Source organism: Palleronia aestuarii (genome assembly GCF_003253995.1).
In the GTDB taxonomy this organism is placed as follows: domain Bacteria; phylum Pseudomonadota; class Alphaproteobacteria; order Rhodobacterales; family Rhodobacteraceae; genus Palleronia; species Palleronia aestuarii.
In genome coordinates, this window is the sequence record NZ_QKZL01000016.1 from 1 (window position 1) to 22,102 (window position 22,102).

At 67.0% G+C, this 22,102-nt stretch carries 20 protein-coding genes and 1 tRNA gene; 13 read left to right on the plus strand and 8 right to left on the minus strand.

Translation table 11 applies throughout. The features are described 5' to 3' along the window. From LX81_RS15015 to LX81_RS15030, 4 genes are all read right to left on the minus strand, one after another. The coding region (locus tag LX81_RS15015; RefSeq protein ID WP_146259447.1) for a transposase at window positions 1–336 on the minus strand (336 nt) is incomplete at its 3' end. Window positions 337–404: 68 nt separating this feature from the next. Beyond that, window positions 405–2,405 carry an RNA polymerase sigma factor RpoD gene (gene rpoD, locus LX81_RS15020; protein ID WP_111538145.1) on the minus strand — a complete coding sequence of 667 codons (2,001 nt, stop codon included), beginning with the start codon at window positions 2,403–2,405 and terminating at the stop codon, window positions 405–407. Window positions 2,406–2,547: 142 nt separating this feature from the next. Continuing rightward, complete coding sequence (gene dnaG, locus LX81_RS15025) at window positions 2,548–4,491, minus strand: DNA primase (protein WP_111538146.1); 1,944 nt, start codon at window positions 4,489–4,491, stop codon at window positions 2,548–2,550. Between the two features lie 102 nt (window positions 4,492–4,593). Further along, window positions 4,594–6,036, minus strand: a complete 1,443-nt coding sequence (locus tag LX81_RS15030) for a Glu/Leu/Phe/Val family dehydrogenase (protein ID WP_111538147.1) — start codon at window positions 6,034–6,036, stop codon at window positions 4,594–4,596. A 236-nt stretch (window positions 6,037–6,272) separates the two neighbouring features. Between LX81_RS15030 and LX81_RS15035 the strand changes: the two genes are divergently transcribed. The 3 genes from LX81_RS15035 to LX81_RS15045 are packed head-to-tail and all read left to right on the plus strand — an operon-like array spanning window position 6,273 to window position 9,000. Then, window positions 6,273–7,910, plus strand: a complete 1,638-nt coding sequence (locus tag LX81_RS15035; protein WP_111538148.1) for a Tad domain-containing protein — start codon at window positions 6,273–6,275, stop codon at window positions 7,908–7,910. Further along, entirely contained in the window at window positions 7,907–8,443 is a 537-nt protein-coding gene (locus LX81_RS15040) for a TadE/TadG family type IV pilus assembly protein (protein ID WP_111538149.1), read from the plus strand. The genes LX81_RS15035 and LX81_RS15040 overlap by 4 nt, the downstream gene beginning before the upstream one ends. Next, a complete protein-coding gene (locus LX81_RS15045) occupies window positions 8,440–9,000 on the plus strand; it encodes a TadE/TadG family type IV pilus assembly protein (RefSeq protein ID WP_111538150.1) in 561 nt (186 codons plus the stop codon). The genes LX81_RS15040 and LX81_RS15045 overlap by 4 nt, the downstream gene beginning before the upstream one ends. On the opposite strand, the gene LX81_RS15050 is transcribed toward LX81_RS15045, so the two are convergent. Next, on the minus strand, window positions 8,997–9,521 hold the full coding sequence (locus LX81_RS15050; RefSeq protein WP_111538151.1) for a hypothetical protein: 525 nt from the start codon (window positions 9,519–9,521) through the stop codon (window positions 8,997–8,999). The two genes, LX81_RS15045 and LX81_RS15050, sit on opposite strands and share 4 nt — an antisense overlap. A 113-nt stretch (window positions 9,522–9,634) precedes the next feature. Here LX81_RS15050 and LX81_RS15055 point away from each other — a divergent pair, with 113 nt between their 5' ends. The 4 genes from LX81_RS15055 (at window position 9,635) to recJ (ending at window position 14,471) form a co-directional block, all read left to right on the plus strand. Then, window positions 9,635–9,940 (plus strand): hypothetical protein, encoded by a 306-nt coding sequence (locus tag LX81_RS15055; RefSeq protein ID WP_111538152.1) that lies wholly within the window; start codon window positions 9,635–9,637, stop codon window positions 9,938–9,940. 59 nt (window positions 9,941–9,999) lie between these two features. Beyond that, on the plus strand, window positions 10,000–11,286 hold the full coding sequence (locus LX81_RS15060) for a homoserine dehydrogenase (RefSeq protein ID WP_111538153.1): 1,287 nt from the start codon (window positions 10,000–10,002) through the stop codon (window positions 11,284–11,286). A 373-nt stretch (window positions 11,287–11,659) separates the two neighbouring features. Further along, complete coding sequence (glpX, locus tag LX81_RS15065) at window positions 11,660–12,640, plus strand: class II fructose-bisphosphatase (RefSeq protein WP_111538154.1); 981 nt, start codon at window positions 11,660–11,662, stop codon at window positions 12,638–12,640. Window positions 12,641–12,701: 61 nt separating this feature from the next. Further along, window positions 12,702–14,471 carry a single-stranded-DNA-specific exonuclease RecJ gene (gene recJ, locus LX81_RS15070; RefSeq protein WP_111538155.1) on the plus strand — a complete coding sequence of 590 codons (1,770 nt, stop codon included), beginning with the start codon at window positions 12,702–12,704 and terminating at the stop codon, window positions 14,469–14,471. Between the two features lie 57 nt (window positions 14,472–14,528). Here the strand turns inward: recJ and LX81_RS15075 are convergent. After that, a tRNA-Glu gene (locus tag LX81_RS15075) sits at window positions 14,529–14,603 on the minus strand. Between the two features lie 102 nt (window positions 14,604–14,705). After that, window positions 14,706–15,170 carry a nickel-responsive transcriptional regulator NikR gene (nikR, locus tag LX81_RS15080; protein WP_111538156.1) on the minus strand — a complete coding sequence of 155 codons (465 nt, stop codon included), beginning with the start codon at window positions 15,168–15,170 and terminating at the stop codon, window positions 14,706–14,708. Between the two features lie 117 nt (window positions 15,171–15,287). Between nikR and LX81_RS15085 the strand changes: the two genes are divergently transcribed. From LX81_RS15085 to gbd, 6 genes are all read left to right on the plus strand, one after another. Beyond that, window positions 15,288–16,853: an ABC transporter substrate-binding protein gene (locus LX81_RS15085; protein ID WP_111538220.1), complete on the plus strand. Its 1,566-nt coding sequence runs from the start codon at window positions 15,288–15,290 to the stop codon at window positions 16,851–16,853. Then, window positions 16,850–17,833 carry an ABC transporter permease gene (locus tag LX81_RS15090; protein WP_234822628.1) on the plus strand — a complete coding sequence of 328 codons (984 nt, stop codon included), beginning with the start codon at window positions 16,850–16,852 and terminating at the stop codon, window positions 17,831–17,833. Before LX81_RS15085 ends, LX81_RS15090 begins: the two co-directional genes overlap by 4 nt. Continuing rightward, window positions 17,830–18,681 carry an ABC transporter permease gene (locus LX81_RS15095; RefSeq protein ID WP_111538157.1) on the plus strand — a complete coding sequence of 284 codons (852 nt, stop codon included), beginning with the start codon at window positions 17,830–17,832 and terminating at the stop codon, window positions 18,679–18,681. Before LX81_RS15090 ends, LX81_RS15095 begins: the two co-directional genes overlap by 4 nt. Then, the gene (locus LX81_RS15100) at window positions 18,678–19,403 is read left to right on the plus strand and encodes an ATP-binding cassette domain-containing protein (protein ID WP_111538158.1); all 726 of its coding nucleotides are present in this window, start codon (window positions 18,678–18,680) and stop codon (window positions 19,401–19,403) included. Before LX81_RS15095 ends, LX81_RS15100 begins: the two co-directional genes overlap by 4 nt. Then, window positions 19,397–20,029 carry an ATP-binding cassette domain-containing protein gene (locus tag LX81_RS15105; protein ID WP_111538159.1) on the plus strand — a complete coding sequence of 211 codons (633 nt, stop codon included), beginning with the start codon at window positions 19,397–19,399 and terminating at the stop codon, window positions 20,027–20,029. Before LX81_RS15100 ends, LX81_RS15105 begins: the two co-directional genes overlap by 7 nt. Window positions 20,030–20,178: 149 nt before the next feature. Continuing rightward, a complete protein-coding gene (gbd, locus tag LX81_RS15110) occupies window positions 20,179–21,303 on the plus strand; it encodes a 4-hydroxybutyrate dehydrogenase (protein ID WP_111538160.1) in 1,125 nt (374 codons plus the stop codon). Between the two features lie 21 nt (window positions 21,304–21,324). On the opposite strand, the gene LX81_RS15115 is transcribed toward gbd, so the two are convergent. Then, window positions 21,325–22,005, minus strand: a complete 681-nt coding sequence (locus tag LX81_RS15115) for a winged helix-turn-helix transcriptional regulator (protein ID WP_111538161.1) — start codon at window positions 22,003–22,005, stop codon at window positions 21,325–21,327. Window positions 22,006–22,102: the final 97 nt, after the last annotated feature.

Consider the following 22,102-nt stretch of genomic DNA (forward strand, 5'->3'; position numbering starts at 1 on the left):
CCCCCCCTTTTGAAGGCGCAGGCTTGAGGCCGTCCGGTGCGCCTTCAGATGGATCGTGTCGATCATGATCGTCCGGCAATCGGCTTGCTCGGCGGCGAGCCCCTCCATGATCCGCGCGAACGCGCCCATGCGGCTCCACCCGATCCAGCGATTGTAGAGCGTCTTGTGCGGGCCGTATTCACGCGGCGCGTCCCGCCAGCGCAAACCGTTGCGATCGATGAATACAACACCACTGAGCACGCGCTTGTCGTCCACCCGCGGCCTGCCATGCGACTTCGGGAAACAGGGGCGCAGCCGCGCCATCTGCGCGGCGGTCAGCCAGGCAACATTACTCATCGTCAGCCTCCTTCTGGCGAAGGCTAAATCACGCAGCGCCGTCCTGATCGATGGGTCCTGAGCCTAGATCACTGGTCAAGAAAGCTCCGCAGCTTGCGCGAGCGGCTCGGATGCTTGAGCTTCCGGAGCGCCTTGGCCTCGATCTGCCGGATCCGCTCGCGGGTTACGCTGAACTGCTGACCCACCTCCTCGAGCGTATGGTCGGTGTTCATCCCGATGCCGAACCGCATCCGGAGCACCCGCTCCTCCCGCGGGGTGAGGGACGCGAGGACCCGCGTCGTCGTCTCCTTGAGGTTCTCCTGGATCGCGCTGTCAAGCGGCAGGACGGCGTTCTTGTCCTCGATGAAGTCGCCGAGCTGGCTGTCTTCCTCGTCGCCGATCGGCGTCTCGAGCGAGATCGGCTCCTTGGCGATCTTCATCACCTTGCGGACCTTCTCGAGCGGCATCTGCAGCTTCTGTGCTAGTTCCTCCGGCGTTGGCTCCCGGCCGATCTCGTGCAGCATCTGCCGGCCCGTGCGGACGAGCTTGTTGATCGTCTCGATCATGTGCACCGGGATACGGATCGTGCGGGCCTGGTCGGCGATGGAGCGGGTGATCGCCTGCCGGATCCACCACGTGGCATAGGTGGAGAACTTGTAGCCGCGGCGGTACTCGAACTTGTCCACGGCCTTCATCAGGCCGATATTGCCTTCCTGAATGAGGTCGAGGAATTGCAGGCCGCGGTTCGTGTACTTCTTGGCGATGGAGATCACGAGGCGCAGGTTGGCCTCGACCATCTCCTTCTTCGCCTGCCGGGCCTCCTTCTCGCCCTTCTGGACCTGCTGGACGATGCGGCGGAATTCCGAGATGTCGACGCCGACATACTGACCGACTTGCGCCATCTCGCCGCGCAGCTCCTCGATCTTCGGCGTCGAACGCTCGATAAAGCTCTGCCAGCCGCGGCCCGACTTCTCGGCCATCCGCTCGAGCCAGGCCGGATCGAGCTCGTAGCCGCGATACTCGTCAACGAATTCACGCCGATTGATCCGCGCCTGGTCGGCGAGCTTCACCATGGCGCTGTCGATCGACATGATCTTGCGGTTGATGCCGTAGAGCTGGTCGATCAGCGCTTCGATGCGGTTGTTGTGCAGGTGCAATTCGTTGACGAGCAGAACAATCTCGCCCCGGAGTTTCTGGTAGGTCTGCTCGGCCTTTTCCGAGAACGATCCGTCCTCGTTGAGTGTCGCCGACATCCGGAGATCCTGCATCTCCGAGAGCTTGACGTAATCCCGGGCGATCGAATCGAGCATCTCGAGGACGCGCGGCTTCAGCGCGGCCTCCATGGCCGCGAGGCTCATGTTGGCCTGATCCTCGTCGTCCTCGTCGTCGTCGCCCTTGGCGATCGGGTTGCCGTCGGCGTCGAGTTCCGGTTGCCCGTCGTCGGTATCCTTCTCGGAAGAAGTATCGGAGCCCGCGGGGGACAGGCCCTCGACCACCGGCGCGTCGTCGCCATCCTCGCCCATCGACCGCCCGAAGGTCGTCTCGAGGTCGATGACATCGCGCAGCAGGATGTCCTCGGTCAGAAGTTCGTCGCGCCAGATCGTGATCGCCTGGAAGGTCAGCGGGCTCTCGCAGAGGCCCGCGATCATCGTGTTGCGACCCGCCTCGATCCGCTTGGCGATGGCGATCTCGCCTTCGCGGCTCAGGAGTTCGACGGAGCCCATCTCGCGCAGGTACATCCGCACCGGGTCGTCGGTGCGGTCGAGCTTCTCGCTCTCGCTCGTGGAGACCGCGACCTCACGAGAATTCGACGTCGTCGCGACGTCGGTGGAGGTCTTCGCCGTCTCCTCCTCGGCCTCGTCGTCCTCGATGACGTTGATGCCCATCTCGGACAGCATCGACATCACGTCCTCGATCTGCTCCGAACTGACCTGCTCGGGAGGGAGGACCTGATTGAGCTGATCGTAGGTGATGTAACCGCGCTCGCGGGCATCGGCGATCATCTTCTTGACCGCCGTCTGGCTCATGTCGAGCATGACTTCGCCGTCCTGATCGTCGGGCTTGCGGTCGTCATTGTCCTTGGCGGCCATAGGCACTCCTTCACTCATGCGGGCAACCCCGTTCCGGCCCGAAACGTCCGTCACGCCGAATCATTAGCGCGGCCAGATGATTCGGCAAAAATTAACCCTGATTCTCTTACCAAATTGCCGTCGGGCTTCCCAGCCGCCGAACTTACTTTCCGGCTTTCCCGGGCCCGGACGGCCCAAGAAGCGAATCAAAGAGCGACCGCGCGGCGGAAACCTGATCGCGGTCGAGGCGCACCCCATTCGGGGCGACCTCCCATTCCGTATCGGCAGAACCCGCGACATTCGACGCACGATGCATCTCCTGGATCGCACTCGTAAGGCGATATGTCAGCGACTCGTCCGCGCCAGCGTCGAAATCCTCGATCGCCTCGATCAGTTCACGCTCCGCGCCGCGGCGGGCCGCGAGCTTCGCGAGTTCTTCAGCAAGACAAAGCCCGGCCGAAGCCGGATCGTTCCCGCGCATTGCCGGAACGACGGTCAGATGGCGCGCCGAAAGCACATTTTCAAGGGTCTCCGGGCCAAGCGATGCCGCCACGCGATCCCTGACCGCCTCGGCCGGGGCGCCCGCGTTGGCAAGGATTGCCTCGGCGATCCGGGCGTGGTGCGGCAGGTCGAACTCTGTGCGGACCAGCGCTTCCTCGAACCGCTCGAGGAGGATGGGGTAGCGGAGGAGGAGCGCGAGGACGACGGCTTCCCGCAGATGGTGCTCCACCGTCGCGCCACCGCTCGCGAGAGCCGAATTGCGCGTCGCTGGGGCGGCATTGACCACCGGCGTGCGCGCGGCGCGGCCGCGGCCGGTCCGGCGAGGGTTGTAGAGATGCCACAACCGATCGCGAATCGCGGCACCGTAATGACGGCGGATCGCCTGATCGGAGATCCGGCCCACCGCCTCCCGCAAGGCCCTGTCGAGGGCCGCACGCCGCTCCGGACTGTCGACGGGATGTCGCGCGACCTCCCGCTGCCAGAGCAGGTCAACCATCGGCACCGCATTCGCGAGGAGGTTTGCCAACGCCTGACGACCCTTGGCGCGCAGGAGATCGTCCGGATCCTGCCCGTCGGGGAGCAGGCAGAAGCGCAGTGACCGACCGGCCTCGAGCATCGGCAGGGCGAGATCGAGAAGCCGCATCGCCGCCCTCTGGCCCGCGGCATCGCCGTCGAGCGCCACAATAGGCTCGGGATGGAGGCTCCAGAGGAGGCGCAGCTGTTCCTCGGTAATCGCGGTGCCCAGCGGAGCGACGGAGGCAGTGAAGCCCGCCTCCGACAGGGCAATGACATCCATGTAGCCTTCCGCGACCACGAAAGGCTTCTCCTGGTTCGCGGATTTGCGGGCGGCTTCGTGATTGTAGAGGGAGCGGCCCTTGTCGAAGAGTTCCGTCTCCGGCGAATTTAGATATTTCGCCGTGTCGTCCGGGTCCATCGCGCGGCCGCCAAACGCGATCAGGCGCCCGCGCGCATCGCGGATCGGGAACATGACGCGATTTCGGAAGACGTCGTAAGGCGCGCGGCCCCGGTCGGAGGTCCGTGCGAGACCCGCCGCGACGATCAGGTCGGTCGCGATGCCCTTTCCCGTCAGATGATCCATGAGCCCCTGCCAGCCCGCGGGCGCGAAGCCGAGGCCCCACCGCCCCTGCGCCGCACGGTCGAGCCCGCGACGCTCGAGATAGGCGCAAGCCTCGGCACCTGCGCCAGAGCGCAGGCGGAGCGCGAAGAACGCCGCCGCCTCCTCGAGCACCTCCGTCAGTCGCGTCCGCCGGTCGGCCGTCTGCCGCGCCTGCGGATCGTCCTGCGGCATCGCGAGACCAGATTCCTCCGCGAGCATCTTGACCGCCTCGATAAACGAGACGTTCTCCGTCGCCATGACGAAATTGATCGCGTCGCCCTTCTCGTGACAGCCGAAGCAGTAATAGAACCCCTTGCGGTCATCGACGTGAAAACTCGCGGTCTTCTCCTGGTGGAACGGACAGGGCGCCCACATGTCGCCACGTCCCTGATTCGATTTCCGCGTGTCCCAAGACACCTTCCGCCCGACCACTTGAACGAGGCTCAGGCGGGTACGAAGTTCGTCCAGAAAACCGGGTGGCAGGCTCATGGGGTCCCATATTGTGCGAGACCCGGCGCGTGTCGAGTGGCACGAAGCCAGAACAGGGGATGCGCTGCCCCGCCGGGCGGCGCCGCAACGCTTGGATCGCCCCTAGAGCCCCTTCGCGCGATAGCTCGCCGCGACCTTGCCGATGGCCACGAGATAGGCAGCGGTCCGCAAGTCACCGACATCATCGCGACCGTGCCAGAGAGCGCGCATGTCCTGGTAGGCGGTACGCATCGTGTCGTCGAGGCCGGAGCGGACGAGTTCGAGTTCCCCCGCACCTTGGAGGTAGCGCTGCTTGAAGCCCGGAGAAAGCGTCCATCCCAGATCGCGATCCTTCGAAAGCCTTTCGAGCTCGTCGATCAGAAGCTGGTGGCGCGACTCCTCCTGCCGGCGCTGCATCCGACCGAAACGGATATGGCTAAGGTTCTTCACCCATTCGAAGTAGCTGACCGTCACACCGCCTGCATTGGCATACATGTCGGGGATGACGACGGTGCCCTTGCGCCGCAGGATATCGTCCGCCGCGGCCGTGATCGGACCGTTCGCCGCCTCGACGATGAGCTTCGCCTTGATCCGCTCCGCGTTCTCCCGGTTGATCGTGCCCTCGAGCGCAGCGGGGATCAGGATGTCGCAGGATTCCTCGAGCAGCGAGGACCCGTCGCTGACGTGGTTCGCCCCCGCGAAACCCTCGACCCCGCCGTGGCGCATCATCCATTCATGCAGCGCGACGACATCGATCCCGTCGGCATTGAAGAGTCCGCCGTCGCGCTCGATCACGCCGACGATCCGCGCGCCGTCCTCCTCGCTCAGGAATTTCGCGGCGTGGTAACCGACATTGCCGAGGCCCTGCACGATCACGGTCTTGCCCTCGAGCTCGCCCGTGAGCCCGGCAAGCCGCATGTCCTCGGTATGGCGGAAGAACTCGCGTAGCGCGTATTGCACGCCACGACCCGTCGCCTCCGTCCGGCCCTGAATACCGCCCGCATGGGCGGGCTTGCCGGTCACGCAGGCGGCGGCGTTGATGTCCGTGGTGTTCATGCGGCGGTACTGATCGGCGATCCAGGCCATCTCGCGTTCCCCCGTCCCCATGTCGGGCGCCGGCACGTTCTGCGACGGATGGATGAGGTCGCGCTTGGCGAGCTCGTAGGCGAAACGGCGGGTGATCAGTTCGAGCTCGTGCTCGTCCCAGACGCGCGGATCGATCCGGAGTCCGCCCTTGGAGCCGCCGAACGGCACGTCGACGAGGGCGCATTTATAGGTCATCAGGGCCGCCAGCGCCTCGACCTCGTCCTGATGAACGCCGAGGGCGTAGCGGATCCCGCCCTTGACGGGCTCCATGTGCTCGGAATGGACGGAACGGTATCCGGTGAAGGTGTGGATCGATCCACGGAGCCGGACGCCGAAGCGCACCGTGTAGGTCGCGTTGCAGACGCGTATCTTCTCCTCGAGCCCGGGGCTCAGGTCCATGAGCGCGACCGCCCGATTGAACATCAGATCGACGGATTGGCGAAAACTCGGCTCCGGCTCGTTCAGATCCCTAGGCGCCATGGCCTTCCTCCCATTCAGGTTCGAGGGCTTCGAGATGGCCATGCGGCCGCTCAAGGACCCCCAGATGACTCCACGCTATCACGCTTTCGGGAATATGCGAGAGCGACGGGAAGCGAGGGCTGCGCGGTAGCGGTCCCAACGCATCCTGGACACGTTCTGGTCAGATTTGGGTGGCATTCTCGCGCCAGGACCGATGCGGAGAATCGCCATCGGCCAACGCGACCGGAGGCCCGACAGTGCGTACGAACCTGCTCACCCGATTGCGGGTGAAGCTCGCGAGCCGCAAGGCAGGTATCGGATCCGAGGACGGATCGCTGACGGTATTCGCCCTCTTCCTGTTCGCGGCGATGGTGCTGGTCGGCGGGCTTGCCGTGGATCTCATGCGCTTCGAGACCGGACGCATCCGGCTCCAGGCCGTGCTCGACCGGGCCGTTCTGGCCGCGGCAGATCTGCAGCAACTGCGGACGCCCGAAGATATCGTGCGGGAGTATCTCGCGATGTCCGGCATCGAAGCCGGGAATGTCGCGATCGACGTCGACGAAATCTACGCGCGCCGTGAGGTCGGCGCGACTGCAGGCGAGAGCGAAACCGACCTCGTCCGGCGTATCGTGACGGCGAACATGCCCTATTCGATCGGAACCATCTTCCTGCCGATGGTGGACCTGAATTTCTTCAACTCGACGATCTGGTCGCAGGCGGAGGAAGAGGGCGACAAGATCGAAATCTCCCTCGTCCTCGATCTCTCGGGGTCGATGAACGACAACAACAGGCTGGGAAACCTGAAGGTCGCGGCCAAGCAATTCGTCGATACCGTTCTGCGCGACGCGCCGACACGCGATCTGGTTTCGATCTCGATCGTGCCGTTCAGCGGTCAGGTTTCGACCACCCCGACGATCGTCAGCCTGCTGAACTTCAGCACGGAACACGATTACACGAACTGCGTCGATTTCGACGATTCCGCGTTCACGAAAACGTCGATCACCGCGATCGAACCACTGAAGCGTGCAGCCTATTTCGATCCTTACAGCGGTACGGACCTGGGCGTGGTAGATGTCGTATGTCGTAGGCGAACGGATCAGAGCCGATGGATCTTTCCGTTCTCGTCCGATCCGGACAGGCTCAAGAGCTATATCGATGCCTTTTCGGCCAACGGCGGAACCTCGATAAATATCGGGGTGAAATGGGGCGCGTGGCTGCTCGATCCCTCCAGCATGCGTCTTGCCGATGCGGAGATCGCAGCCGGACGGATCAATCCGAAGCTCGGCGGCCGGCCCTACCAGTACCGCTCCGACGGTGTGCGCAAGATTCTCGTCGTGATGTCCGACGGCGAGAACTGGCAGCGGGTCGAGATGAAACGCGACTACATGACGGCGACATCCGAGGTCTGGCGCGATCCCGATGACGGGCGGCTCTCGGTTCGATACTGGGACGCATATTACGGCCGCTACCGGTGGCATGCGAGTGCGACCAATACCCGGTCGAACGCGCCGATCGACAACGACGGCAATCCGACGAACGGGATCGGTGACCCCGTGCGCCTCACCTATCCCGATCTCTGGAACCAGACCAACGTGCAGCGGCACTACCTGCTGCAATACAATGCCAACTCCAATAGCGGGGATTGGTACTGGCGCGTGCTGCGCGACGTTCCGGCAACGGATGCCGATCGGCAGCTGGACACGATCTGTACGGCGGCCAAGAACCAGGAAGTCGAGATCTACGCGATCGGGTTCGAAGCGACCGATCACGGCAACCAGACATTGAAAGGCTGCGCGACCGATGAGCCGCATTTCTTCGACGTCGACGGGATCGAGATCTCCGACGCGTTCGCAGCGATCGCGCGCAACGTGAGACCGTTGAGATTGTCGCGATGACCCGACCGACGCGCCTTCGAGCCCAGTTCCGGCGATTGACGGCGGCTGCCTGCCGCGAGGATGGCTCGGCGACGATCGAGTTCGTGATCCTTTTCCCGGTCTTCATGCTGATCTTTCTCTCCGCGGTGGAGAGCGGGGTCCTGATGGCGCGCAGCCTGATGCTCGATCGCGGAATGGACATCGCGGTCCGCGACCTCCGGGTGCGCACCACGGGCGGGACGGGGACCACCGAGATCAAACGCCGGATCTGCCAGTCGGCGCTGATGTTCGCCGATTGCGAGAACCGGATCCGCGTCGAACTCTCGCCCGTCGCGGCGGGTAACGAGCCCTTCTCGATCCCGCCACCGAATTGCGCGGCGGCGGAGGCCCCCTTCGATTACGGCGCCAACGACCAGTTGATGGTCATACGTGCCTGCATGCCGGCCAGGCCCTTCTTCCCGATGTCGGGGCTGGGCCTGATGCTGCCGAAATCCGGCGACGGCGAATACATGCTGGTGACGGCCAGCGCATTCGTGAACGAGCCCGTGCAATGACCAATCGGCTGCGCGCTTCGATACGCCGTTTCGCTATATCGGAACGCGCCACGCTTTCCGTCGAGGCGGTCATCATCCTTCCCATCCTTTTCTGGGCCTACGCGGCGATGCTCGTTTTTTGGGACACCTACAGATCGGAGATGCTGGCGACGCGCACCACCTACACGATCGGGGACATCCTGAGCCGGTCGGAAACAGTCGATACGGCAGAGCTGACCCGGATGAACGGGCTCTACGCCTCGCTGTCGGGCGCGCGCGAGGGCGCGCAAACCCGCATTTCGCTCGTTCGCGCCGAACTGGCCGCGGACGGAGAGACGGTCGAGACGCAACTGCGGTGGTCGCACGGCATGGACGGGGCGCCCGCCCACACGAACATGTCGGGGCTCGACAGCCGCTTGCCGGAGATGGTCGCCGGCGACCAGATGATCATCGTCGAGACCTTCCAGTACTACCGGCCATTCTTCAATATCGGGCTCACCGATCGGACGATCTCGCGGTTCAGCTTCACCCGCCCGCGCGCGGCCCAGCTTCTCTGTTCCGATTGCAGCGGGGTCTAGCGCCCGTCCGTATCCTGAAACATCACATTCGTGCCCCCCTCGATCAGGACCATGAGACGCTCGGCCATCAGCCGCGCCTGCGCTGCAGGAAGGACGCCGCCCACGCCAAGTCTTCGGCCCACCCGCCACCAGAGCCCGGGAACCCAGCGGGTTTCCGCGGGCCGGCGCAAAGTCACGGCGAACCCGTTCGACGGCTTGAACGCGAAGGAACCGCGGTCCACGCGAACCATCTCGGCAAGCGACGCGATCACCTGCCCGTCTCCGTCGCGCAATGCGTCGCCCGAAAGCACCAGGACGCCTCCCGTCGAACGCCAGAGGATCACGGAACAGAGGCAGGCCAAACCTCCTCCCGCGACCAGCGCCACGCGCCAGATCGCGCCAATCGGTTCGGTGATCCCCATGGAAAGCAGCAGGACCCCCAGTGCAGCGAGCACGCCCACCGCAAAAGCGCGGCGCATGGGAGAGGCGCGAAGCGTCAGGGGCACCGCGTCTATGCCGAGATCGGGATCGGTAGGAGCCATCCGCTCCTCCTATCCCCCAGGCGGCGGAGCGCAAGCCCGCGGCAATACCTTTCCCTCCAAGCCGTGACCTCTCTAGGATGGGCCATCGGATACCAAGTCGCGACGGAACAGCCATGCGCCTTCTCCCGCTCCTGACGCTCCTCGTGGCCGGCTGCGCCGCCGAGCTACCGGATTTTCCGCGGAGCGACGTCGATCCGGGCGCGCCGGAGCCGGTCCTGCTACCGCTTTCCCGCGTGCTGGCCGATTCTAATCGCCCGAACCGGATCGATGCCGCCGGGACGGATGCGCTCGCAAACCGTGCGGCCACGCTGCGCGCTCGGGCCGATGCGATGCGCGGCGAGGTCCTGACGGATCGGGAGCGGGACCGACTCCGCGAAGCGCGCGGGACCGGAAAAGCGGATGATGCATCTCCACCCTAGAGGTCTTTCGTCAAACCCGGTAAGCGCGGGCGACCCGTTCACCACCGAGGAGCCCGCCAATGACATCCCCCCTTCGCCTCGGCATCGCAGGGCTCGGCACCGTCGGCACCGGCGTGGTCCGCATCGTCCAGCGCCACGCCGCGCTTCTCGCCGCCCGGGCGGGACGGGAGATTGCGATCAGCGCAGTCTCGGCCCGGTCGCGGCAAAAGGATCGCGGCGTGCGCCTCGGCGCCTATGATTGGGAGGACGATCCGGTCGTCCTCGCCCGGCGCGACGATGTCGACGTGTTCGTTGAGCTCGTGGGTGGCGATGCGGGCCCGGCCAAGGCCGCGGTTGAGGCGGCACTCGAGCTGGGAAAGCCGGTCGTCACCGCGAACAAGGCGCTGCTCGCCCTGAATGGCCAGGCCCTCGCCGAGACGGCGGAGGCGACAGGCGCACCGCTGCGGTTCGAGGCGGCCGTCGCCGGCGGCATTCCGGTGGTCAAGACCTTGACCGAAGGGCTCGCGGGCAACCGGATCGAGCGGGTCATGGGGGTCATGAACGGCACCTGCAACTACATCCTCACACGGATGGAGGATGCGGCGCTGCCCTACGACGACGTCTTCGCCGAAGCCGAGGCACTGGGATATCTCGAAGCGGATCCGACCCTTGACGTGGGCGGCATAGATGCCGCGCACAAGCTCGCGCTCCTCACGTCCATCGCCTTCGGCACGCGGGTCGATTTCCCCGCGATCTCCCTCGAGGGGATCGAGCGCGTGACCATCGACGACATCCGCGCGGCCGCCGACATGGGCTACCGCATCAAGCTCCTCGGCGTGGCGCGAAGCTCGGGCCGCGGTGTCGAATCGCGGATGTCCCCCTGCCTCGTTCCGGTCGACTCGCCGCTGGGCCAGCTCGAGGGCGCGACCAACATGGTGGTTCTCGAGGGCGATGCGGTGGGCCGGATCGTGCTGCGCGGCGCGGGCGCCGGCGAGGGGCCGACGGCGAGCGCGGTGATGTCGGACGTGATCGAGATCGCCCGCGGCCAGCGCCTGCCGACCTTCGGACAGCCCGCGACAAGCCTCGCGCCCGCCCGACAGGCGGCGGAGCCGACGCCGGCGCCCTATTACCTGCGCATGGCCCTGCAGGACAAACCCGGCGCGCTCGCGAAGATCGCGACCTGTCTCGGGGAAGCCGGCATCTCCATCGACCGGATGCGGCAATACGGCCATGCCGACGTCACCGCGCCGGTCCTCATCGTCACCCATCGCGCCATGCGCAGCGCGCTCGACCGGGCGATCGAGGACATGGACCGAACGGGCGTCCTTGCCGGCGCGCCCGTCGCCCTGCGGATCGAGGAACTCTAGCGACCCCGCGCCGTATCGGCGCGGGAACGATGACCCGCAAAGAGATGTGGTAGTCGTCGCGACGATCCAAACCCGTCAGCTTTTCACGGCATTGCTCCGTCCGCGAGCCGTCGATCTCCGATGAAGAAATGCGCTCGTTGGCGCGACGTCGACCGCCCCATGCGAGCGGAGCACGGCATAAAACTCCGCTCCCCGACCCTCGAACGCCGCGGATCGAGGTCACGCAATCCTTCACAACGCCCGGCGGATTGGCCGGCTTGCGCTTTGATACAGGCGTGCCCCGATAGGGGGCGGAGAGTGCCGCAATCGGCTTGCCCCGCCGCGAACCTCTGGGCTAGGTGTCGTCCACCAGTTTTCCGGGGAGCTTCGGCCGATGGCCCAGACCAACGATTTCAACGACCGCATGCTGTCTCTGGGCCTCGCCCGCGTCTCCGAGGCCGCAGCGCTGGCCTCCGCCGCCTGGATCGGCCGCGGTGACGAGAAGGCGGCCGACCAGGCCGCGGTCAACGCCATGCGCGACCAGCTCAACAAGCTCGAGATCGCCGGAACCGTCGTCATCGGCGAGGGCGAGCGCGACGAGGCGCCCATGCTCTATATCGGCGAGGAGGTCGGAACCGGCAGCGGCCCGGACGTCGACATCGCGCTCGATCCGCTCGAAGGTACGACGCTGACCGCGAAGGACATGCCGAACGCGCTGACCGTGATCGCGATGGCCGGTCGCGGCTCCATGCTGCACGCGCCCGACGTCTACATGGAGAAGCTCGCCATCGGTCCGGGCTTTCGCAGCGGCGTCGTGACGCTCGACATGTCCCCTGCCGAACGGGTGAGCGCGCTCGCCTCCGCCAAGGGTTGCTCGACCCACGACATCACGGTCTGCGTGCTCGAGCGGCCGCGCCACGAGGAGATGATTGCGGAGCTGCGGACAACCGATTGCGCCATCCGCCTCATCACCGATGGCGACGTGGCCGGCATCATTCACTGCGCGGATGCCGGACGGACGGGAATCGACATGTACATGGGATCGGGCGGCGCACCGGAAGGCGTGCTCGCGGCGGCGGCGCTCAAGTGCATGGGCGGACAGATGTTCGCGAAGCTCCTCTTCCGCAACGACGACGAGCGCGGTCGCGCGAGCAAAGCGGGTATCACCAATTTCGGTCGGGTCTATACCCGCGACGACCTCGTCTCCGGCGACGTGATCTTCGCGGCGACCGGCGTGACCGATGGCTCCATCGTCGACGGCATCAAGCGCGAGCCGGGCTACCTTACGACGGAAACCATCCTGATGCGGTCGCGCACGGGTTCGGTCAGACGCATGATCTACCGCAATCCGACGAAACATTCCGGGGTCCGCTGATCGGCAGGGGGGCAATACCGATCCGGCCTGGTATCGCGGGCCATCGGCTCCGGAGGCGGCCATGACGACGCGACCTGACGTTGCCGAACGCCCCGCCTTCCTCGAAGTCGAACGCTCGCTGACGGGGCGGACCTGGATCGGTCCGTCGGCGGAGGACGACCGGCTCGCGGAGGCGATGTGCCAGCGCACGGGCCTCGCGGATCCGGTCGCGCGCGTCCTATGCGGGGCCGGCGTCACGCCCGATAACGCCGCGGCCTATCTCGCCCCCGCCCTGCGCGACCTGCTTCCCGATCCGCTGGCGCTCAAGGACATGGACCGGGCCGCGGCACGGTTTCTCGCGGCACTCGCGCGGCGCGAGCGGATCGCCGTCTTCGGCGATTACGACGTCGATGGCGGGGCATCCGCTGCCCTGCTGCTCGTCTGGCTCCGGGCGATGGGGAACGAGGCGACACTCTACATCCCCGACCGGATCGACGAGGGCTACGGGCCCAACGACGCGGCGATGAAGGCCCTCGCCCGCGATCACGACCTCATTGTCTGTGTCGATTGCGGCACGCTCTCGCACGGTCCCGTGTCGGCGGCAGAGGGGGCCGATGTCGTGATCCTCGACCACCATCTCAGCGGCGAGACGCTGCCCGCCGCGGTGGCGGTGGTCAATCCGAACCGGCAGGACGAGAGCGGCGATCTCGGCCATCTCTGCGCCGCGTCGGTGGTCTTTCTGCTCCTCGTCGAGGCGAACAGGAGGCTGAGATCTGAGGGAGTCACAGGCCCCGATCTGATCGCCCTCCTCGATCTCGTGGCCCTCGCGACCGTTGCGGACGTGGCGCCCCTGATCGGGGTCAATCGCGCACTCGTGCGGCAGGGGTTGACCGTCATGGCCCGTCGGCGCCGCGCGGGGCTCGTGGCGCTCAGCGATGTCGCGAAGATGGATACTGCGCCTACCGCCTTCCATCTCGGGTTCCTCCTCGGGCCGCGGATCAATGCGGGCGGCCGGATCGGACAGGCCGATCTCGGTGCGCGGCTCCTTTCCACCGACGATCCGCGGGAGGCCGAGCGGCTGGCCGAACGCCTAGACGCGTTGAATTCCGAACGCCGCGAGGTCGAGGCACGGGTGCGCGAGGAAGCGCTCGCCCAGGCGGAAGCGCGCGGCACGGATGGCGCGCTTGTCTGGGCGGCATCGCAGGGGTGGCATCCGGGCGTCGTGGGCATCGTCGCTGCCCGACTGACCGAGGCAACCGGGCGTCCGTCGGTCGTGATCGGACTCGATCGGGGGATCGGCAAGGGATCGGGTCGCTCGGTCGCCGGCATCGACCTCGGGGCCGCGATACAGCGCGTGGCGGCCGAGGGCCTTCTACTGAAGGGAGGCGGCCACCGCATGGCTGCGGGCCTTACCGTTGCAGGGGACGGAATCGATGCCGCAATGGCGCGCCTGTCGGACCTTCTCGCCCGGCAGGGATCGGGCCAGGGCGAGGCGCGACCATTGCGGCTCGCGGGACTTCTGATGGCGAGCGCCGCGTCACCGGAGATCGTGGAGGAGATCGAACGTGCCGGACCCTTCGGCATGGGCGCGCCGGCGCCGCGCTTCGCCATCGCCAGATGCCGGATCACCTCTGCTCGCAGAGTCGGGGAACGTCATCTGAAGCTTTCGGTCACGGACGGTTCCGGACCGACGCTCGACGCCATCGCCTTCGGGGCCTTCGATAGCGATCTGGGTAACGCGCTCGAAAATCATGGCGGAGACCGTTTCCACCTCGCCGGCCGGCTCGAGCTCAATCATTGGCGGGGCCGCAGCCGCGCCCAACTTCGCCTCGAAGACGCGGCCCGCGCCTGAAACGCGGATCGGTGGAGCCCCCTGAGGCTTCGTCGGACTTCAGATCGTAAGGGAAAATGGCAGCCCGTAGGGGAATCGAACCCCTCTTTCCAGGTTGAAAACCTGGCGTCCTAACCGATAGACGAACGGGCCATTGGCGGCAGTTACTAGGGAAACCCTTCTGGGCACGCAAGCGGATTTTTCCGTCATTTTCACGATCTTTCGACATCGCCGATTTCGGCCCGAAAGCCCCGATCAGAACCCGTCGCGGATCTTGTAATGCGCATGCGCATGCGGGGCGCCGCCGTGGGAATGCACGTCGCGCGTCGTCTCCACCGGGATGAGCGCGAGCCGTCCGTGTCGAACGCCGCGCTCCGAAAAGAGACCGTTGGCGAAATCCTCGACCCCCCCGAGCGCACCGCGCATCACGGTCACTTCCACGGCCACGTCGTGATCGATCGGAACGGAGATCGTCGCCACGGCCTGGTCGTGCCGGGCGTGACGGTTCTGCGGCACGCGGCGCGACAGATCGCGCGTCGAGAGTTCGAGCGCATAGCTCAGCACCCCGATGCATTCCGCGTCGTCCGGCGCATCGCGGCCGAGCGATCGCCGGATCAGCTCGCGCACGGCCTCCGACCGGTTGGTCGCCCCCGAGCGATCCATGTAGGCGTCGAGCTCGGCGAGGAGGTGATCCTCAATGGAGACCGTGATCCGCGGCATCTGGCGTCCTTCCGTTTGGCACGCGATGGTTCCGTTCCGTGTCGCGGGACGCAAGCCCTTTACCTTCCTTGCCGAGGGCGTATGAATTTCGCAGGCGATTTTCATACCGGAGGGAAGATGACCAAGCTGACGGCAGCCGTCCTCTGCGCGGCAGTTTTCCTTTCGGCCCCGCTCTCGGCCCGCCCGCTCGTCCTCGCCGTGGGGGGCGAGCCGGACGGCGGCTTCGATCCCCTGACGGGCTGGGGTCGTTACGGCAATCCGCTCTTTCAGTCGACACTTCTGAAGCGCGATGCCGATCTGACGCTCGAGGGCGATCTCGCAACGGATTGGGGGCTGTCGGAGGATGGCCTGATCTGGAGCGTGACGCTGCGCGAGGATGCGCGGTTCTCGGACGGGGCGCCGGTGACCGCGGAAGACGTGGCCTTCACCTTCAATACCGCCCGCGATGCCGGCGGGCTCGTCGATCTGCAGGATTTCGTCGCCGCCCGGGCCACCGGGCCATTCACGGTCGACCTGGAACTGAGCGCACCGCGCATCTCCTTCGCCAGCCGTCTAGCCACGCTCGGCATCGTGCCCGCGAAGAGCTACGGACCCGGCTACGCCCGCGAGCCGATCGGATCGGGACCGTTCCGCATGGTCGAGTGGCAGGAGGGCGCGCAGCTCGTGGTCGAACCGAACCCCTACTGGCACGGTGGCGAGGTGCCATTCGAGCGGGTGAGCTTCGTGTTCGGCAGCGAGGATGCGGGGCTCGCCCTGGCCCGGACCGGCGTGGCCGATGTCGTCGCCGTTCCCGCATCGCAGGCCGATGCGCCACCCGAGGGGATGCGGGCGCTGCATATCGAGACGGTCGACAATCGCGGCCTCATGTTCCCCATGCGTCCCGATACCGGAGAGCGGAGTGCGGGCGGCGCGCCGATCGGCAACGACGTGACGGCGGATCGCGCGATCCGCGTGGCGGTGAATCAGGCCCTAGACCGCGACGCACTCGTCGCGCTCGCGCTCGGCGGGCACGGTCGTCCGGCAACAGGGCCCGCCGATGGCCTGCCCTGGGACAACCCGGATGCGGGGCTGGCCGGGAACGATCCCGATGCCGCCCGCGCGACGCTGGAGGCGGCGGGTTGGGTCGATGCGGATGGGGACGGGACACGCGAGAAGGACGGTCTCCCCGCACGGTTCGCCATCGTCTATCCGTCGAGCGACAGCACCCGCCAGGCCCTTGCACTCGGTGCGGCGCAGCAGCTGCGCGGCATCGGCATCACGGCCGAGCCCGCGGGACGGAGCTGGGACGAGATCGGCGCGATGATGCATTCGAACGTCGTCGTTTTCGGGTGGGGCGCCCATGATCCCTCGGAGGTCTACAATCTCTATCATGGCCGGTTCGCCGCCATCGACGACTTCAATCCAGGCTACTACGACAACCCCGCCGTGAACGCGCATCTCGAGGCGGCGGAGAGCGCGAACGATTTCGCCGCCTCGTTGCCACACTGGCGCGCGGCCGCCTGGGACGGGGAAACCGGTTTCGGGCCGCGCGGCGACGCGGCATGGGCTTGGATGGTCAATCTCGAACATTCCTACTGGGTGTCGGAATGCCTCGACATGGGCCCCATGCAGATCCACCCGCACGGACACGGCTTTCCGATCACCCACGATCTGCCCGGGTGGCGGTGGACCTGCGCAGAATGAACTGGCTCCGCCCGCTCCTTCTCGGGCGTCTTCTGAGGCTCGCCTGGCTGCTGCCGCTGGCGACGATCGGTCTTTTCACCCTCGTCTCGCTCGCCCCGATCGATCCCGTGCAGGCCTATATCGGCGATCTCAGCGCGCTCGTCGGCCCGGAACAGCGCGCGGCCATCGCCGCGACATGGGGTCTCGACCAGCCGGCGCCGGAGCGGTTCCTTTCCTGGCTCGGCGGGGCGATGACGGGGGATCTCGGGCGCTCCCTGACTTACGGCGTTCCGGTCGCGGAAGTGATCGAACGGCGCCTGCCCGCCTCGCTCGCGCTGATCGGTATCGCCTTCGTCCTCTCCTTCGTCCTCGGCACGGCACTCGGCATCGCCGCAGCGGCTTCCCGCGGCGGCAGGGTGGACCGCTTGATCCGCTTCGTGGCGGTGACGCTTTCCGTTAGCCCGGGCTTCTGGATCGCGCTGCTCCTGATCGCGGTCTTCGCCGTGGGCCTGGGCTGGCTTCCCGCCTGCTGTGCCGCGCCACCCGGGCTCACGGCAGCGGAGACGGGGATGGGCGACCGGCTTCGCCACCTCGTCCTTCCGGTGGCAACCCTGTCGCTCGTCGGGACGGCGCCGCTCGTCTTGCATACCCGGCAGAGGCTATTGGGATTTCTCGAAAGCCCCGCGGCACTGCACTTGCGGGCGCATGGGCTATCCTGGCGGCGCGTCGCCTTCGGCGCAGGATTGCGCCACGCGTTGGGCCCGGCGCTGGCGCTTCACCTCGCGGGTGCCGGCGAGCTCTTCGGCGGATCGGTGCTGGCCGAGACGATCTTCGCTTGGCCCGGTCTCGGTCAGGCGACGGTTCGGGCGGCCACGGGAGCGGATGCGCCGCTCCTCATGGGGATCGGTCTCGCAACACTGCTTTTCGTGTTCTGCGGCAACCTGCTCGCCGACGTCGCGGCGCAACTCGTCGATCCGCGCCTCCGCCGGACGACCGCATGACGGCGCTCGATATTTCGGCGGACGGAGAGGGAACCGTTCGAGGGATCCGACCCCCGCTCCATCGCGGGCTCTGGGCCGCATGCCTCCTCATCCTGGTCCTCGGAGGGTCCGCGCTCCTGCCCGCAAACCTTCTGGAGATCGACGCAAGCGCGATCGGCCGTGCGCCGGATCCGGGTCATCCCTTCGGCACGGACAGTCTCGGGCGCGACGTCGCCGCGCGGACGCTCGCGGCCCTCGCGATGAGCGTGAAGGTCGGACTGGTCGCGGCGACGGCCTCGACGGGGATCGCGCTCCTGCTCTCGCTCGCCGCGGCTTCAAACCGGGTGGCGGATCAGGCGGTGGGCGTCCTGACGGAACTCGCGTTGGGCCTTCCGCATTTCGTGCTCCTCATCATGATCGCCTATGCCATGGGCGGAGGGACGAACGGCGTCGTGGTCGCGATCGCGTTCACTCATTGGCCGCGTCTCGCCCGGCTTCTCCGCCACGAGGCGCAGGGCGTTGCTGCGTCCGACTACGTCGCGGCCTCGCAGGCGCTTGGACGACCGGCGCACTGGATTGCCCGCCACCACATGGCGCCGCATCTCGCACCGCACCTCATCGCGGGCTTCGTTCTGATTTTTCCCCACGCAATCCTGCACGAGGCGGGGCTGAGTTTCATCGGCCTCGGGATCGAGCCGCACTTGCCGTCGATCGGCGTGATGCTGGCCGAGTCGCTGCGCGAGATCATCGCCGGACGATGGTGGGTGGCCGTAGCGCCCGGGGCTGGGCTCCTCCTCGTGGCGCTCGCCTTCGAGAGGTTCGGCGAAGCGTTGCGCGTGGCCGCGGAACCGCCCGGAGGCGCATCGTGAGCCTGCGGGTCGAAAGTCTGGGGCTGGTCTTGCCGCGGGCCGATCGCCAGCCGGTCCGTCTTCTCGACGGTATCTCCTTCACGCTTGGCCGTGGCGAGATCCTGGGCATCGCGGGACGGTCGGGCGCAGGCAAGAGCCTCGTGGCCGCCGCCCTCGCGGGCATACTGCCTGCCGGTGCGAGGCGCGCGGGACGGATCACCGTGGACGGCCAGGCGCCACGGCCACGCGACATCGCGCTCGCACCCCAGAGGCTCGACGCGCTCGATCCCCTCGCGCCGATCGGTCGCCAACTCCGCCGCCTCGCCCGCGGTCGGCGTGATCCCGGAGGTTTCCTCGACCATGTCGGTCTGTCCCGGAACGTCGCGAGACTCTATCCGCACATGCTCTCGGGCGGCATGGCGCGCCGTGCGCTCCTTGCCACGTCGCTCGCAAGCGGTGCGGATTGGATCGTCGCCGACGAGCCGACCGTCGGACTCGATCCGGACGCGGCCGATCATGTCATGTCGCTCCTGGGCCGCCTCGCGCAGGATGGACGCGGGTTCGTCGTCGTGAGCCACGACCTGACCCGTCTTACGCGTATTTCGGATCGGGTGCTGATCCTCGAGAATGGCCATCCGGTGGAGATCGCGCCGGCCGACGCCTTCACCGGTGACGGGACCGCGCTCTCGACGGTCTTCTCGCGGACCCTGTGGCGCGCCCAGCTTCCCGATACGGTATGCTGAGCGCCGAACGGATCGGTCATGCCTTCGGGGGCAGTCCCGTCCTTTCCGAAGCAAGCCTCGCGCTCGGCGCGGGAGAGATCGTCGGGCTTGGCGGAATGTCGGGCAGCGGGAAGAGCACGCTCGGACGCATCCTCGGCGGACATCTCGTGCCGCAATCCGGTCGAGTCCGGCTCGACGGCGCCCCTCTTCCGCCGCCCGGGGTCGGGCGTCCCGCACCCGTGCAATACGCGCCCCAGGCCGCGGAACTCGCGGTCGATCCGCGCTGGCGGATCGGGCGCATTCTTGCCAATGGCGGCACGCCGGACCCGGAGGCGATCGCGGCCCTCGGCGTGGCGCCCGCCTGGACGGATCGGCATCCGTCGGAACTCTCTGGCGGTGAGCTTGCCCGGGTATCGCTCGCCCGGTTCTTCCATCCCGGGCTGCGCGCGCTCGTCTGCGACGAGATCACCGCGCAACTCGATGCGCTCGAGCAGGCAGCCCTGCTCGAGCGGCTGACAGGGGTGGCCCGCCGGCGGGGTCTGGCTCTCCTCCTCGTTAGCCACAGTGCAGGATTGCGGGCGCGATATTGCGACCGCTCGCTCATCCTTACGGAGGGTCGGCTCGTTCCGGAGGCGATGCCGCGTTGATCCCCCGCTCGGACGGACGCGGGTCTCGCCAAGGGTGGACGCCGGGTCGAACCTGTCCGACAAGGGCGCGTGGCCGGCGCCGCGAGGGGTCTCTGCGCCATTGTGCGGGCATCGGAGATCTCCGATCGACCCGAAGAGGGAGGATCAGAATGAGCACGATAACCTATCTCACCCAGGTGGAGTTCGGCGCGGGTGCCGTCGAGACGCTCGGACCGGCGCTTGCCGATCTCGCCATCTCGCGGCCCCTCCTGATCAGTGATCGCGGGCTCGAGGCCGCGGGGCTTCCGGATCGCCTCTCTGCCTATCTCCCCGCGGGAACGCCGATGTTCCTCGATGTGCCGACGAACCCGACGGAAGAGGCGCTCGACGCGGCGCTCGATTCATACCGGCAGGGGGATTGCGACGGGATCGTGGCCCTGGGCGGCGGCTCACCGATCGACCTCGCCAAGGGGGTGGCACTCCGGGCATCACATCCGGGTCCGCTCGCGCAATACGCCCTGATCGAAGGGGGGCTCGCACGCATCACGTCGGAGGTCGCTCCCGTCATCGCGATCCCGACCACCTCCGGGACCGGTGCGGAGGTCGGCCGGGCCGCCCTTCTCACGCTTTCGGATGGCCGCAAGCTCGGATTCATTAGCCCACACCTGATCCCGAAGCGGGCGATCTGCGATCCCACGCTCACGCTCGGCCTGCCGCCCGGCCTGACGGCAGCGACGGCGCTCGACGCTCTATCGCATTGCGTGGAAACCTTGTTCTCTCCGCGCTTCAATCCGCCCGCGGAAGCGATCGCCCTCGATGGGGCACGGCGGATCTGGCTCGCCCTGCCCCGCGCTATGGAGGACGGCGGCGATCTGGACGCGCGGAGCGAACTGATGATGGGAGCCCTGCAGGGCGGCCTGACGTTCCAAAAGGGGCTCGGCGCCATACACGCGCTGAGCCATGCCCTGGGCGGTCTGAAGGAGCCGGTCCTGCACCACGGGACGCTCAACGCCCTCCTCCTGCCGCCCGTCGTACGCTTCAATGCCGACCACGTGGGCGACAAGCTCGACCGCCTCGGGCATGCGTTCGACACGGATGGCGGTGCGGTCGCGGACGCGCTCGACGCCCTCAACCGCCGTCTGGGCATTCCCGCCTCACTGGGCGCGATGGGGGTCGATCCGGCCATTCTGCCGCTCGTCGTCGAGCGCGCGCTTGCCGATCATAGCCACGCGACGAACCCCAGGGAGGCTTCGTCTGCGGATTACCGCGCCCTTCTCGACGAGGTCATGGGCTGAATGGATAGGGCTCCCGCGCGGTCACGCTTTCTCGGGAAGACGGAAGAGGTCGAGGACGGCACGGCCAAGCGCAGGATCGCCCGCGATGGACACGCCGGCCTCCGCCGGGAGTACGTCTGCGTAGAAGAGGGCGGCAAGGGGCGGGGCGCTCGCCGCGGCAAAGCGCAGATCGGGCGTATCCTTCTCGCCGCGGCTGACCGGCATCTCTCCTCGTTCCAGCTCTGCGGTGAACCGGGCCGTTCCGATGGCGAAGAGCAGCGTGGCCTTCACGTCCCGGGCGGCCTCCCGGTCGAGCATCGTGCGGAGCGACAGCATGAACGACGCGGGCGAGAGCGGAAGCGTCGGATCGTGCAGCGGCGAGGCTGCGGCCCATCGGCCGAGTTCCTGGATGATCGGCTCGGTCCGGTAGCCCCAATCGGTCAATCCGTAGAGCTGCGCGGGCGTGGGCTCGGGCGCGGTCTGGCGGCACACGATGCCGTTCGCCTCGAGCGCCACGAGCCGCTCCGTCAAGACTTTCGCGCTGATCCCCGGCAGGTTCGCACGAAGATCGGTGAAGCGCCGCGGCCCGAACATCATCTCGCGAACGATCAGCAACGACCATCGCTCGCCCAGCAATTCCAGCCCGAAGGCCGTGCCGCATGCATCGCCGTACCATCTGCCATGGGGCCGAAGGTTCGAGTTGGTTTCTTTAGGTGAGTTCATCGTATACAAGAATAACGGGCCACGAAGGTCTGTCAATCGGACGAAGCTGCCTCTCGGCGGCTCCGGCCGGCCGTGAAGATGTCCGCAGTCCCCGGCC